The organism is Verrucomicrobiota bacterium, from assembly GCA_021413925.1.
Classification (GTDB): Bacteria; Verrucomicrobiota; Verrucomicrobiia; order Chthoniobacterales; family UBA6821; genus UBA6821.
Genome location: JAIOPL010000015.1, coordinates 72,625 through 88,299, shown reverse-complemented (window position 1 = coordinate 88,299; position 15,675 = coordinate 72,625). Strand labels below are relative to the sequence as shown.

The 15,675-nt window shown below is 50.0% G+C and carries 8 protein-coding genes and 1 pseudogene; all 9 read left to right on the top strand.

Going from position 1 to position 15,675, the window contains the following annotated elements; genetic code table 11:
* Positions 1-42: 42 nt before the first annotated feature.
* The 9 genes and pseudogenes from K8R57_07515 (at position 43) to K8R57_07475 (ending at position 15,529) form a co-directional block, all read left to right on the top strand.
* Entirely contained in the window at positions 43-1,584 is a 1,542-nt protein-coding gene (locus tag K8R57_07515; protein MCE9588144.1) for a type I restriction-modification system subunit M, read from the top strand.
* Positions 1,581-2,777, top strand: a complete 1,197-nt coding sequence (locus K8R57_07510; GenBank protein MCE9588143.1) for a restriction endonuclease subunit S — start codon at positions 1,581-1,583, stop codon at positions 2,775-2,777. Before K8R57_07515 ends, K8R57_07510 begins: the two co-directional genes overlap by 4 nt.
* Positions 2,774-6,325 (top strand): hypothetical protein, encoded by a 3,552-nt coding sequence (locus K8R57_07505; GenBank protein MCE9588142.1) that lies wholly within the window; start codon positions 2,774-2,776, stop codon positions 6,323-6,325. Before K8R57_07510 ends, K8R57_07505 begins: the two co-directional genes overlap by 4 nt.
* 100 nt (positions 6,326-6,425) lie before the next feature.
* Positions 6,426-7,229, top strand: a complete 804-nt coding sequence (locus tag K8R57_07500; protein ID MCE9588141.1) for a TIGR02391 family protein — start codon at positions 6,426-6,428, stop codon at positions 7,227-7,229.
* Positions 7,230-7,244: 15 nt separating this feature from the next.
* Positions 7,245-10,640: a DEAD/DEAH box helicase family protein gene (locus tag K8R57_07495; protein ID MCE9588140.1), complete on the top strand. Its 3,396-nt coding sequence runs from the start codon at positions 7,245-7,247 to the stop codon at positions 10,638-10,640.
* Between the two features lie 21 nt (positions 10,641-10,661).
* On the top strand, positions 10,662-13,046 hold the full coding sequence (locus K8R57_07490) for a hypothetical protein (protein ID MCE9588139.1): 2,385 nt from the start codon (positions 10,662-10,664) through the stop codon (positions 13,044-13,046).
* A 21-nt stretch (positions 13,047-13,067) separates the two neighbouring features.
* Complete coding sequence (gene umuD, locus K8R57_07485; protein MCE9588138.1) at positions 13,068-13,496, top strand: translesion error-prone DNA polymerase V autoproteolytic subunit; 429 nt, start codon at positions 13,068-13,070, stop codon at positions 13,494-13,496.
* Entirely contained in the window at positions 13,493-14,242 is a 750-nt protein-coding gene (locus tag K8R57_07480; GenBank protein ID MCE9588137.1) for a DUF4145 domain-containing protein, read from the top strand. Before umuD ends, K8R57_07480 begins: the two co-directional genes overlap by 4 nt.
* 21 nt (positions 14,243-14,263) lie before the next feature.
* Positions 14,264-15,529 (top strand): annotated as a pseudogene (locus K8R57_07475) (Y-family DNA polymerase).
* Positions 15,530-15,675: the final 146 nt, after the last annotated feature.

Genomic DNA, 15,675 nt, shown 5'->3' with positions numbered 1-15,675 from the left:
CTCCTCGCCACCTACCACTCTGACCGCTATCTGTCATACACCATGCTGACCGGGGAAATTCGCAATCAAGTTGATCGTATCTGGAATGAGTTTGCCACAGGTGGGCTCTCCAATCCCCTGGAGGTCATCGAGCAGATCACCTACCTGCTCTTTCTGAAGCGCTTGGATGATCTTCAGACTTTGGAGGAGAGCAAGGCGGCTCGCCTGGGTAAGTCGATTGAGAGACGTATTTTCCCCGAGGGGAAAGATCCCAAAGGACGCTCCTATGAGGATCTGCGTTGGTCACGGTTCAGGAACTTCGCCCCTGCAGAAATGTTTGCGGTGATCGGTGAGCATGTCTTCCCCTTCCTCCGCAACCTCGGCGGAGATGGCTCCACCTACGCGCATCATATGAAGGATGCCCGCTTCACCATCCCGAAGGCCTCCCTACTGGCCAAGGTCGTCGACATGATCGACCACATCCCCATGGAGGACCGGGATACCAAGGGAGATCTCTACGAGTACATGCTCGGAAAGATCGCCTCGGCCGGCAGGAATGGTCAGTTCCGGACACCCCGCCACATCATTCAGCTCATGGTCGAGCTGACGGCCCCTACAGCGAAGGATGTCATCTGCGACCCAGCCAGCGGCACCTGCGGCTTCCTCGTGGCCGCGGGAGAGCACCTCCGTGACCACCACCCCGAGATCCTGCGGGATACCGCGCTAAGGAAGCACTTTCACGAGGGGATGTTTCATGGGTTCGATTTCGACAACACCATGCTCCGTATCGGCAGCATGAATATGCAGCTCCACGGAGTGGAGAATCCCGACATCCGCTACCGCGACTCCCTCGGACAGGATCATGCTGGGGAAGAGGAGAAATACACCCTCGTTCTGGCTAATCCTCCTTTCGCCGGATCCCTCGACTACGAGAACTGTGCCAAAGACCTCCTCCAAGTTGTCAAAACCAAGAAGACCGAGCTCCTCTTCATGATCCTCTTCCTCCGACTGCTGAAGCCGGGAGGCCGCGCAGCCGTCATCGTTCCTGATGGAGTCCTCTTCGGCTCGTCGAAGGCCCACAAAGAACTCCGCCGCCTACTGGTCGAGGAGCAGAAGCTCGATGCCGTCATCTCCCTCCCCGGAGGTGTTTTCAAGCCCTATGCCGGAGTCTCCACGGCGATCCTGCTCTTCACCAAGACAAACTCCGGAGGCACAGATCATGTCTGGTTCTATGATGTCTCCGCTGATGGGTGGAGCCTGGATGACAAGCGCACCCCACTACTCTCCTCTGAGAAGCTCGGTTCCGTCACTCGGGAACAGCTCTCCACCGAGGAACATCCCAAGAATAATCTCCCCGATCTCCTGACCCGATGGAGCCAGCGTGATGGATCAGAGAAAGGAAATCCCCGGACGGCCCAGAGCTTCTGCGTGCCAAAGGGTGACATCGCGGCCCAGGGCTACGACCTCTCGCTGAATCGTTACAAGGAAGTCGTCCACGAGTTGGTGGCCCACAAGCCACCCAAGGAGATCATCGCCAGCCTCGCCGAGCTGGAGAAAGAAATCGTCCTCGGGATGAAGGAACTGGAGGAGATGATTGGCTCATGACAAAAGCCCCCTCCATGGTGGCGCTTGGTGAGGTTGCTGACTTCATTCGAGGTATCAATTTCAAGCCGGATGATGTTGTGTCCTTGGATACTCCAGGGTCTGTGGCGTGTATGCGCACAAAAAATGTTCAGACGGAAATACATCTCTCGGACGTATGGGCAGTGGGGGAGGTTTTTGTGAGAAGAGAGGAGCAAATGCTTCAGTGCGGCGACATTCTTGTGTCGAGTGCAAACAGTTGGAACCTAGTCGGGAAATGCTGCTGGATACCTCAGTTGCCTTACCGTGCTAGCTTTGGAGGTTTCATTTCTGTCCTTAGGGGAAAGAAAGGAAAAGTATTCAACCGATATCTCTATCATTGGTTTGCTTCGGGAAAGATTCAGGCTCTTTTGAGAAGCTTTGGTCAAAAGACTACCAACATATCAAATCTCAATTTTGACCGTTGCCTGAAACTGCTAATCCCCCTGCCTCCGTTGGAAGAGCAGAAGCGTATTGCCGAGGTGCTAGATAAGGCTGAGGAAGTTCGAGCCAAGCGCCGCGCCGCTCTCGCCCAACTCGACACCCTAACCCAATCCATCTTTCTGGAGATGTTTGGGGATCCCTCCTCGATTTTAGAGAAATGGCCAACCAAGAAGTTGGGGGAGTTACTTGAATTTCTAACGAGCGGTTCTCGTGGATGGGCAGAATACTATTCTGAGTCCGGCGATCTATTTCTTCGCATCCAAAATGTCCGGAGAGATCATCTCCTTCTAGATGACATTGCCTTTGTCAAAGCACCTGATACTGCCGAAGCAAAACGGACCAGAGTTCAGACTGGAGACGTTCTTTTAAGCATCACCGCTGATTTAGGCCGCACGGCAGTCGTTCCTGAAGGTCTTGGAACTGCATACATCAATCAGCATCTTTCGATTCTGAGAAGCAAAGCACTCGTTCCACGATTTCTCTCTGCATACTTCGCTTCTCCCGCTGGTGAGCGTCAAGTATTTGGGAGGAATCGGCATGCAGTGAAAGCTGGATTGAACTTTGACGATATTCGGTCGTTTCTTATTCCAGTTCCACCAATCGAGTTGCAGCGCAAATTCGCCAATCGAGTTACTACCGTTAAAAAGCTCAAATCTACCCAACGCGCCTCCCTGGTTGAACTCGACACCCTCTTCGCCTCACTTCAGCACAGGGCTTTCTCAGGGAAGTTATGAGTTTTGAACCCTCAGACTTTGGAGATAGTAATACTGATGGAGCCAGAAAATTTTCACTAGAAGGGAAAACTCTATTAGTTTTCAATTTATTGAGTCACCATGATAATAGAATAGCACATATATATCGAGGGGCATTGGAGGTTAGTTTTAGCAAATGCTCTGATTTTGAAGCATTATCAGCCCATGGATTTCGGGAAGTCATAGAGAAAGCTAACTTCTGGATCGGAAGAGAAGGCGGAGGAATTAGCATGGGGCAATATGTTGAAAACAACCTGCGAAGTGAATATGAAAGCTATTTTCTTGAAAAGAAACCTTCATTTAAAGACTTAGATAGCAATATACTATCAGGCTTTATTTCTTCATTCCTTGATTTTTGTACGTGGATTGATAACGAACGAGGGCCGAAGTTGGCCAAAGCTGAAAAAACTCTCAGGAAACTACAGAAAAGTCGTCCTAAGCCAGCCTCGTTTGAGGATGATATAAACAGTTGGAAGGAGCTCTATGATCGGTTTACTGATTATGCTCATCATAAGTCTAGGGCATCTAGGTTTCCACTAAATAAACAAATTGAGAGCCTTGAAAATATTCTTCTAAAATATCTTCGGCCCAATGAACCTGCTAAGTTTAATGAGATAAAAACTATTGTAGAACTAACATTTCTGCCATCAAGGGATACATTAGAGGCAATCTATCTTCTTTTTGATCAATGGGCAGAGCGCGTATTCTTCTTTGAATGCATTACTGATAGTAAGTGGGTTCATATTCTCTTGGAAAACGGGTGGTTTGATGTTGGGGAAAGATATGGTCCTAATCCAGATTCACCAAACCCACTACTTCCCGAAGTTTTTTTCTTGGAAAAGTTTGTAGTCGAAACGCCTGATCCAGCACAGAAAGCTGCTCTGAAGCTAGCAACGAGGGCAACGCCATTCATCCAGCAGAGGCTGCTAGGTATTGCAAGCCAACTTCCAATCAATCTAGCTACGGACTTTATCTCCTATGCAAAAGCATGGTTGAAAGAAAGAAATCCTGGGCGATCCCATTTATCATACCAAAACTTTATTGCTCATCTGATCTCAAGTGGTCTCACCAAAGATGTCGCGGATCTAATTCTCGCAGTACTACGTCTCGACTTTGAATTAGAGGAAAATTCTGATTCAGATACTCAAAGTGATCTCGATCAACTTGTTAGAATATCAAAAACCGATTCGATATGGGATCTATATGATTACAAATCTTTAGTTTCTGAAATAACTCTGAAGGTTCAGCCTGATGATGTACTGAATCTCCTGAAGATTTACTGTGATCTCTTATCGGATGCGATCACTCATTCAGGCGTAAATAAAGGTTCTGAAGACAGAAAGTGGGATGATTACTCAGAAATATGGATGGGTTCCGTAGAGCCTAGTGATCAGCTTCGAGACTACGACCACAGGGAATATCTCGTAATAGGAATCCGCGACTTATCTGAAAGAGTTATATCAGGACGGCCTGCGCGATTAAATGAAGCAGTTGAAATATTAAAGGCCTTCCCTTGGCTGATTTTTAAGCGATTGAATCTCCATCTAATTCGGGAATTTGGGGCAATCCAACAGGTTAACAATGAATTGGATGCAGGTGCTGTTTTGGGAGCGGATAACCCTCACGAGTGGTTCGTCATGCTCGAGGAGAAATTCGACAGTCTCGTCGAAGAAGACAAAAATAGGATTTTAGGATGGATCGAGGGAGGGCCTGATCTCTCTACTCGCATTGAATATTACATGCAGGACCACGAGGGAGCCCCTCCCGACGAGGAAACTCTCGATATCTGGAAACGTTACTGGCAATATCAGCAACTCTCTCTCCTGAATGGGAAACTGCCCGAACAATGGCAGGAACGATTCAATGAATTGCATGAGCATTTCAAGACTCCAGGGCATCCAGCCTTTAGGTCTTGGAAGAGCGATGTGCAAATCATGCCGAATGAAAGTCCGTTTACGGTAGAAACCATTCTCACTGAGCCGAACGATTGGGTCCTTTCTGAAATCAGGGCATGGAAGCAGAAACAGCACCTTGATGAGGTTGATGAGTGGGGTCTGCAGGGGGCTCTGAAAAGTGCTGCTCTCAAGCAGCCTGAGTTTTTTCTCAAAGACATTCAAAAGTATCGTATCCTATCCGATCACGAGCGTCTCTCTGTTGATCGGTATCTGAGCATCTTGCAAGGATGCTTCGAGGCAGCCTTCGCTGGCACTCCGCTGGATTGGTCTTCACTGCTCACAGAAACTGCATGGGCCATCCATGGGGTGATCCTGAAGCTGGCTGGCTCTGAGAATCGCAACCTGGGAATCGAGATTGCCAGAGGTCTGGAAGGAGCGATCTCCAAGAAGGAGGTCAACTTCCCAAGCACTGCATGGGATCAGTTGCTGGGCTGTATCGCCCTGCTCCTACAACATCCGGATCCCGAGAAGGATGGAAAGGATACGGAGTCACCAGGAGAGCTGGCCATGACATCGCTGAATACAACGCGGTTGGTGGCTATGCGTGCTCTCTTTGACCTGGATCGAGTTCTTCATTCTGAGGATGGGGCACAGAGGGATGACTTGAAGAAGCGCGTGCTTGAGCTTCTGGAAGCGCGTCTCAGGGCGGAGCCGACGCTGGCTGGCCGTGGAATCTACGGAGAAAAGATGGGCATGCTCCTCCATTTCCATCGTGAATGGGTGGAGACGCACCTCGATGATCTCTTCCCTGCTGATCGTGTAGCAGAGAGGAATGCTGTCTGGAGCTGCTTCGTCACGATGCAGGGGGCCACGAAAACTGCGTTTGAGGCTCTTGGGAAAGAGTATGTCAGAGCAATCAGATCGATCTCTCAGGATCCTCGTGAAAAGGATTCCCGTCAGTGGGATCCCGGCGAGGGTCTCGTCCACCATCTGGCCGCTTACTACTGGTGGGGAAATCTTCCCCTTCCTGATCAACCAGATGCATCAGGCAATCTACTAGATCGGTTCTACAAGAATGGGACGGTCGCTCTTAAGGCTCACCTGCTCACTTTTATCGGCAGGAGTATGAGAACCACCAAAGAGGGGGTCCCTAATGATGTCCAAGAGCGTTTTTGTAATCTCATGGAGTGGCGGTTGAGAGAACTGGAACAATCCGGAATCAAAAGCGACCAACTTGTAGAGTTGGAGGGCTTCTGGACCTGGGTGGACGCCCAGCAGCTGGATGCCGAGTGGACGGTGAAGATTCTTCAAAGAGTTCTGATTTTGCGCCCGTTCATCGGCGATGGCCATGACTTCATGGTGATCAAGCCGCTGGCCGAATACTCAGCCAACTATCCGGAGGTGGCTATGGACTGCTTCCATAGAATTGTCTTTCCAGACAAGAATAGAGAAAAAGAGATCCCTTACTGGTGGGGAATGGATGAGGAGATCAAAATGATTCTACGCAATGGTCTCGCTTCTAGTGAGGATGCCAAAAAGCAGGCCGTGGAGGTACAATCCGTGTTAATCAACCTAGCGCGATTCGAGTTCCAGAATCTTGATCCCAAGCCGGGCGATTCTGGAGAGCTTGGTTGATTGACCATCCTCTGTTCACAATTGATTGATTCTCCCTCTATGTCCCAAAACAAGAAATCCAAGCTCGTCACCACCGATTTCCTAAATCAAAGGCGTTATCATGAGTAAGATCCCGCCATTTCCCGAAGGCCAGATTGAGGGCCTTGCCAAACTACTCGGTAATTGTGGTTCAGGAACCGACATCACCCGTGTTTTCCAGGATCGCAGTCTTGAAGACTTGTCGGGTGAATCAACAAAATGGCGTAGGATTTATTGGGTATTTCTTAAAACCCAGCATCAGCATGCCTGCGCCAACAAGATTATCGATTTTATCCAATCCTTCCTAATCCCTGCGCGGTTTATTGGGCGCAATGAAGAGTTTGAATCCCATCGGCAGCAGCTAAACGCACTTCTTTCCTTCTCTGGGTTAGAATATGGGAAAGATGGAAAGATGAGGAAATGCGACACTGCACGCACCCTTGATGAAGCCGAGAAAAGAGCTCGCACGATACGCACAAAGTTTGAAGGAAGAAAGATCCATGCAGAGGTGCTGAAGTACTGTCAGGCAGAACTTTTGCAAGAGAACTATTTTCATGCCGTTTTTGAGGCGTCAAAGGGGCTCGCTCAGCGTATCAGAGACCTTTCAGGATTCCATTATGACGGGGCCAAGCTCATTGATGTCGTCTTCTCCATTGACTCCCCGATTTTAGCAATCAATTCCCTTCGGACTGAGACGGAACAATCGGAACACAAGGGTTTTGCCGCTTTAATTAAAGGCTGTTTTGCCGCAGTAAGAAACCCTTTGGCTCATGAGCCAAAGATACTTTGGGAGGGTGAGGATGATGCGGCTGATTACCTATCGCTGATATCCCTCATCCACAGAAAGCTGGATGTCGTTGTAAAAGTTCCCAAAATTAGGACCTAGAAAAAGACCCTTCCCATGAGCCAATTCTCCTTCCTAGCCACAGAATGGACTGCTCTGCAGGACGCAGCGTCTAAGTCAGAGTCATTGGTCTATCCCGACCCGAGGGCGGCCTGCTTCTATGCGAGGAGGTCACTGGAACTCGCAGTCCACTGGATCTACAAGAACGATGGGGATCTGAAGCTGCCCTATCAGGAAAATCTCAGCGCTCTGATTCATGAGCCGAGCTTCCGGAATACAGTTGGCCCAATGATCTTTGCCAAGGTGCAACTGATCAGGGAAGTCGGCAACCTAGCAGTCCACAGCCATAAACCAATCCGGCAGTACGATGCCCTGATGGCGGTGAAGGAACTCTTTCATCTGAGCTACTGGCTGGTCCAGACATATGGGAAGGGATCGAAGCCTGCTGCGGATCTTGCATTCAATCCGGAGCTGCTACCGAAGGCTGCCGCAGTCTCAGGAGCTGAGCCCCAGAATCCTGAACAACTTCAGAAGCTGGAATCGGATCTGAAGCAAAAGGATGAGAAACTCTCAACCCTCTTGGAGGAGCGTGCAGGGCTCGATGATGAACTCAAGCGTCTCCGGGCTGAGGTCGCGGAAGCCAGGAGGGCAAATGCCAAACAGGAGGATGATCACGACTACTCGGAAGCAGAGACTCGGGACTACTTCATCGATCTGCTGCTGAAGGAATCCGGATGGGCTCTCGATCAGGAGCGTGATCGGGAGTTTCCTGTGACAGGGATGCCCAATGAGAAGAGTGAGGGATTCGTCGATTATGTCCTCTGGGGAGATGACGGGCTCCCTCTCGCCGTCGTAGAGGCCAAGCGGACGAAGCGCGATCCCCGTGTCGGCCAGCAACAGGCGAAGCTCTATGCCGACTGTCTGGAGGCGATGTATGGGCGCAGGCCGGTCATTTTCTACACCAATGGCTATGAACACTGGATCTGGGATGACACGAGCTATCCTCCGAGACCTGTGCAGGGCTTTTACAAGAAGGATGAGCTGGAGCTGATGATTCAGCGCCGATCCTCAAGGAAGCCGCTTGCTGGGACCGAGATTAACAAGGGGATCGTCGAGCGCTACTATCAGGAGAGGGCCATCCGACGTATCGGTGATGCCTTCCAAAAGGATCATGATCGCAAGGCCCTTATCGTTATGGCCACTGGGGCAGGCAAGACTCGTACAGTGATTGCTCTTTCGGATCTCCTGATGCGCTGCAACTGGGCGAAAAGGGTTCTCTTCCTAGCCGATCGTATCGCTCTGGTGAAGCAGGCTGTGAATGCCTTCAAGGCATATCTGCCCGACTCTGCGCCCGTGAATCTCGTGACCGAGAAGGAGACGGAGGGCCGCGTCTATGTGTCGACCTATCCGACGATGATGGGTCTGATAGATGAGACGAAGGATGGTCAGCGACGATTTGGCCCAGGGCACTTTGACCTGATCATCATCGATGAGGCGCATCGCTCGGTCTTCCAGAAATACAGGGCGATCTTCGACTACTTTGACTCTCTTTTGGTCGGACTGACTGCGACGCCAAAGGATGAGGTGGATCGGAATACCTACAGTCTGTTTGAGTTGGAGAATGGAGTTCCCACGGATGCCTACCCTCTCGAGGAAGCAGTGAAGGATGGCTATTTGGTGCCGCCCAAGGCGGTCTCAGTGCCGCTGAAGTTCCAAAGAGAGGGAATCTCCTACGATGATCTCTCTGAGGAGGAGAAGGAGGCATGGGATGCCCTAGAGTGGGATGAGGAGGGGAACACTCCAGCCCGAGTGGAGGCTGAGATGGTGAACAAGTGGCTCTTCAACAAGGACACAGTCGATAAAGTGCTGGAGCACCTGATGACCCATGGTCAGAAGGTGGCTGGTGGCGACCGGCTAGGGAAAACGATCATCTTTGCCAAGAATCAGGCCCATGCTGAGTTCATCGGGGAGCGCTTTAATGCCAACTACCCACACTACAGGGGAGAGTTCGCCAGGGTGATTACCTTTAAGACGGAGTATGCTCAGGATCTGATCGAGGACTTCTCCGTCAAAGATGGCGCACCCCATATCGCTATCTCGGTAGACATGCTCGACACCGGAATCGATGTCCCAGAAGTGCTAAATGTCGTTTTCTTCAAGCTCGTGCGCTCGAAGACGAAATTCTGGCAGATGATTGGTCGAGGAACGCGACTCTGCCCTGATCTTTTCGGACCCGGGCAGAACAAGGAGTTCTTCTACATCTTCGACTTTTGCCAGAACCTAGAGTTCTTCAGTCAGAATCCTGAAGCCACCGAGGGCAATGTTGCTCCTTCGCTCGGTAAGAAACTCTTTGTGAAGCGCCTTCAGATAATTGCTGAGCTCGATGAAAAGATCGGTGCCGAGGTTCGCGGCAAGGAGGGTAACACCGCCCTGGAGGAACTGCGGAAGGAAACCGCTGGTCTGCTCCATGAGGAGGTGAGTGGAATGAATCTGGAGAATTTTGTGGTGCGGCCCAAGCGGAGGTTGATCGAGAAGTATGTGGAACCTAGCTCCTGGGATGTCCTCACGAATGAACAGGGTGAGGAACTGGCTCGTCAGGTTGCGGGACTTCCATCAGAAATCGAAACAGACGAGGAGGAGGCCAAACGCTTTGATCTGTTGATCCTGAATCTCCAGCTGGCGGTTCTCACGACGGGGCCAGGCTTTATACGTCTTCGAGATCAAGTCATCGCCATAGCGGGGCTACTTGAAGAGAAGGAAAGCATCCCGATGGTACGGGATCATATGGTCCTGATCGAACAGATCCAGACGGAGGAATACTGGGAGCATGTCACCGTGCCTTTGCTGGAAAATGTCAGGAAGCGCCTTCGGTTGCTCATTAAGCTCATCGAAAAGAAGAACCGGAAGCCGATCTATACGGACTTCGAGGATGAGAAGGGCGAAGAGAAGCCGATTGAGCTGCCAGGGGTCGTCGGGGGGCAGGATTTTGAACGCTTCCGTGAAAAGGCCAGGCGATTCCTGAGAGAGCATGAGGATCACATTACCATCCACAAGCTGAGGACCAATGAACCGCTCACGGCCTCTGATCTTTGTGAGCTGGAGCGCATCTTGACCGAGAATGGAATTGGGACTGCTGCCGATGTAGCGAAGGCCAAAGCGGAAAACCATGGCCTCGGCATTTTTGTTCGCTCACTGGTCGGCATGGATCGTGAGGCGGCAAAAGGGGCATTGGATTCCTTTGTCTCAACGCAGGCCCTTACGGCCAACCAGATCGAGTTTCTGGATGAGATAGTGAATCACCTGACTGAACATGGAATCATGGATGCAGGTCGCCTGTATGAATCACCTTATACTGATTTTAATCCCCTTGGCGTGGATGGAGTTTTTCAACCAGCACAGGTTGACCAGATTATTTCAATCCTTGATGACGTAAAAACACGGGCTGTCGGATAATCCCATCAAACATAGATAACCATGAACCCTGATAGAAGACTTACTCCAAGCCAGAAAGCTATGCTGGATGAAATGAAAGGGATCGAGTTCCTCGGGGCGGAGGAACTCGCGAGATTTATTAAAAGGAAGATGTCCTCATTACCCGAGGATCAGGTGCAACAGTTCAGAATGCTATTCTCTAGCCGTATAGGACGAGGTGCTGGAGTCTGCCAACCCCCAAGCTGGCTAGCTACTTTCATCGGAGAATTCGCAAAAATCAGAAATGCGAAAGCAATTTGCGATCCTTGGGCAGGTAACGGATCCCTAATTGGGCATGTGAATCTTCTATGTGAAGCGAGGAGCGCTTCCGCATTTACTGTCAATCAGAGTGAATACTCCCTCGGAAAAATCCTCTTTCCTGAAATCGAGTGGCATTGTGTGGGGACACACCAATTGCTTGAGTCGGATTTCAAACAATACGACCTGATCATCTCATCTCTCCCATTTGGTCTTCGGCATTCTTCACCATTGGAGGTAGATGCTGGTGAGGAGGGGGTAATCACCCTTCGTGATGACTTTGCACATCTGTTGATGGTTCACACCATGCGACAGATACCGGAAACCGGAATAGGTGCATTTATCGTTACACCCCAGTTTTTTAACAGCAACCGTTCGGTATTCAGACATTTCGGGTTAATAGGGCTGAAAGCAGAGGCGGCATTGACCCTCCCTCAGGGGACTTTTTCTCCCTATACAGAGATTTCAACTGTTCTTGTGATCATAACGCGCTCTGAAAGCGGCCCAATGTTTGTGGGTCAACTCTCCAATGATCAAAAAATGAACTCACAGATCCTAGAGAACATGACCCTGCGTAAAGAGGGCGGCTCTCTCGAAATGGGCCGCTTTGTTGAACCGACCACATATAGAGGGCTTGCATCAATAAGGGCAGAAGAACGCCTCAAGGAGGCAGAAGCTAGATTTGGGGGGGCAGCTATCCCCCTGTGCGATCTCTCGACATCCATTACACTTGGACGAATCGACAAGGACTTTGCTTTCGAGGATAGAGAGAACTCGCTCTACATCCCCCTAATCGGAAGCCGTGATGTCGTTACATCGATTGATGAGCTTGCCATCAAGACACACAACTATGCTCAGGTTACAATTGACCCCAGCCGATCAAGCGCGGCTTTTGTAGCAAGGTTCCTGAATTCAGACCTCGGCAAAGAGCTGCGATACAGCAACCAAAAGGGATCAACTATTCCGAGACTCAACAAGGAGTCGCTACAGTACATAGGAGTTTTTGTTCCTGATCTAAAAACACAACAACTGGTTCTTGATGTAGAAGCCCGTATTGCTGAGGAGCAAAACACGATGCTTGCGCTGCAAGGCGAGTTGAGTGAAATCCGCCGGGATCTTTGGGGAAATCCCAGCTCATCATCCGATGCTGAGAAAAAGCTAGCTGTCCTTTCAAAGAGACTTGGAACCGGGGTCAAAGAACATGCAGCGGAGAGACTCGATCAGTGGTTCGAGACCCTTCCATTTCCAATGGCGTCTATTCTGAGGGCATGGCAGGCCACACCGAGTAACGATTACAAATCAAAATACGAGCATCTGATCGACTTCTTCGAGGGCACAGCAGAGTTTCTGAGCGTTATTCTTCTGAGCGCCTATAGCTCTAACGAGCCTATTTTCACGCCCATCAAAGAAAGGCTCAATAACGCCATGCAAAAGCAAAACCTGACATTCAGGCGCGCTACATTTGGAACATGGAAGTGCGTCAGCGAGTTTCTTGGCGCTAGAACAAGAGAACTCTTAGCAGAGAAGAAGGACCCTGAGGAAACCGCCAACAGTAGAGACCTTTGTGCTGAGTTATTCTCTGATCGCTCCCTGGTTCTTCCAAGAATGTTAAGCCGTCCCGAGCTCTCACCTATCTTTGCAGCCACAAATAAAATGAGGAATGACTGGAAAGGACACGGGGGCTTGGTAAGCCCAGAGGAAGCAAGGTACAGGAATGAAATGCTTCTAGCAGAACTCCAAAAGCTTCGTGAGGTCTTCGAGGATGTATGGGTAGAAACGCAGTTGATTCACTCCCAAACATGCACCCCTAGACGGGGTCTCTTTGAAAATGAGGTTTCAATTCAGATGGGGAGCAATAGCGAGTTCCTGAAGGAGAATCGATCAATGTCTATCTGGCTCGATGTAGAGCGCCTTTATCTGTATAAGAAGGGCTCCCCTGGAGCTTTAAAACTTCTCCCTCTTATTCAGGTTGGGCCTTCGCCTCGTAGTGCAAAAAATGCCTGCTACTTTTTCAGCCGTGTGGAATCTGACGGTGTGAGATTCGTATCCCACCACTATGATGTAGAATCAGAATGGAAAGACACTTTTGCAGATGTGACGGCAACTATTGAATCGCTCTCACAGATCTGATGAGCGTTCGCCCTTACGATCATGTCTCTCTCCACACCCGTCCCTTTTGAAAAGCGCACAAGCCTGAAGCTCCCGCTGGTTTCTGCGTCCGTGGAGGCAGGCTTTCCATCCCCAGCAGACGACCACCTCGAGCGGGGGATCGACCTTAACGAGGAACTGATCCGCAATCCTGCCGCAACTTTCCTTGTCCGTGTCAAAGGGGAATCGATGCGTGATGCTGGAATCCATACAGGAGATACCCTGATCGTCGATAAGTCAGTCACCCCAACTGACCGTCAGATCGTGGTGGCCATGATCGACGGGGAATTCACCGTGAAACGGTTCCGCAAGGTAAATGGCAGAATCACCTTGGAGGCTGCCAATGATTCCTTCGCCCCCATTGAGGTCGGTGAGAATCAGGAACTAACGATCTGGGGATCTGTTACCTACATCATCCATCAGGCTAAATGATAAAATCACAATTACTAAAGGCTAGCTTAAGCATCGATGATTTTAATTTATTTGTATGCCCAAAGTGTGATTTTCAGCTTAGGGCTAACAATAAAAAACCTGATTTTGCTCAATCCGCTGATTCTTGGTTTTGCATGGAGTATGCTGATAGCAGTCCTGAGTATTATTCGGGAGTATTTTTTTTACGACTTGTATGTCCAAATAAAGAATGTAATGAAAATATATATTGTGTCGGAAACTTTAACACTAAAGAGGAAATTAATACCTTGTCCAATCAACAACAATACACATCTTTATTATTTCCGGAATATTTCACTCCTCCAATACACATCTTTAAATTACATAAAGTATATCCAGAAGATGTTTCTCTGGCTTTACTTGAGGCCTTTTCTCAATTTTGGAAAAGCCCATCATCTTCAGCTAATTCTGTTCGTATTGCTGTGGAAAGATTAATGGATCACTATAAGGTTAAAAAGTATGCTATAAATAAAAAACAAAAGAGGGTTAGAATATGTCTTGATAAAAGAATTTCTTTTTTTAGTGAAAAGAAGCCTGATGTTGCAGAAAAGCTCAGAGCAATTAAGTGGATAGGAAATGATGGAGCACATTCTATTTCTGCCAGGAAGGATGTTATCAGTTCATTCAAACTGATGGAACATGCACTTGAAGAGTTGTTTTTGAAAAACCGGATCCATCTTGGAAAACTTGCTAAAAGGATTAACAAAGCAAAAAAGCCAGTTAGTTAGTGATTTAATTTCGTGAAAGTTGCCCTCGTCGATTGCAACAACTTCTTCTGCTCCTGCGAGCGGGTCTTTAACCCCGCGCTCATGGGGAAGCCGGTGGTGGTGCTTTCCAACAACGATGGCTGCATCATCTCCCGCAGCGACGAGGCCAAGGCCTTGGGTATTCCCATGGGTGCGCCCCTCCATGAACCGCAGGCGGTGATCCGAAAATACGGGGTCCACGTTTTCAGCAGCAATTACACACTCTACGGGGACATGAGCGCCAGGGTGATGAGCATCCTCAGGGACGAGGTTCCCGCCATCGAAGTCTACTCCATCGACGAGGCTTTCCTTCAGGTTTCAGCAGGATTCACCGAGGAGCAGGCCCGAGCACTCAGAGCCAAGGTGCTGCAGTGGACTGGCATTCCCGTCTGCATTGGAATTGGTTCCACCAAGCTGCTGGCCAAAGCAGCCAACCGCCACGCCAAGAAGAACAAGGCTGTCACTGGGGGCGTCTTTGATCTGACCAGCTACTGGGATCCGGATGGGATTCTCTCCGGAATGGAAACCGGCGACCTCTGGGGCGTTGGGAAGAACCTCGCTCAACGGCTGAGGGGAATGGGCGTCAAGACCGCCTTGGAATTCAAACAGGCTGACCCAGCTGCAATCCGGAAGAGCATGGGGGTGATAGGCGAGCGGATGCTCCGGGAACTAAATGGCATTCCCTGCATGGAACTGGAAGAGATGCCACCTGATCGCAAGGGGGTGATGGCCAGCCGCTCATTCGGAAGACCTGTAGAGGGCCTAGAGGAGTTGGAAGAGTCCCTTGCCAACCATGTTGCCCGCGCCAGCGAGAAGATCCGCCGATACGGACTACTGGCTACCAGGATGGAAGTCTTCCTCCAGACCAACCGCTTCAAGAAGGATGAGCCCCAGTATTCCCGTGGGATTGCCATCACGCTGGATAGACCCACCTCTTCAGCAGCGGAGTTGATGACTATTGCCAGGGAGTTTCTCCGTCAGATCTATCGTCCAGGCTACCGCTACAAGAAGACCGGGGTTCAGCTGGTCAACCTCGTTGCCGAGGATGAGTACCAACCCAGTCTCTTTGATCAGCCACAAGCAGGCAGGATCGATGTGGACAAGATCGTGGATGAGATCAACCGCCGCATGGGTGATCCCAAGAACCCCGTGATCACCCGCGCCTCCCAGGGGACAGAACGATCAGGTAAAGGCTGGAGGATGAAAGCCGAACGTCATTCCCCGCACTACACGACAAGCTGGGGGGAGCTACCCATGGTGAAAGCGTAAGTCATTGGTTTGAAAAATAAATGCGTCAGCATCGCGACTTGATGTATAATCCATGGCAGCCAAGCGACCTAGAACCCCTTCGGAATAGATACCTCTAGGTCCTCGAGTAGATCCGACTGCTTGATCTTGACTTGCGTTTATTCTCT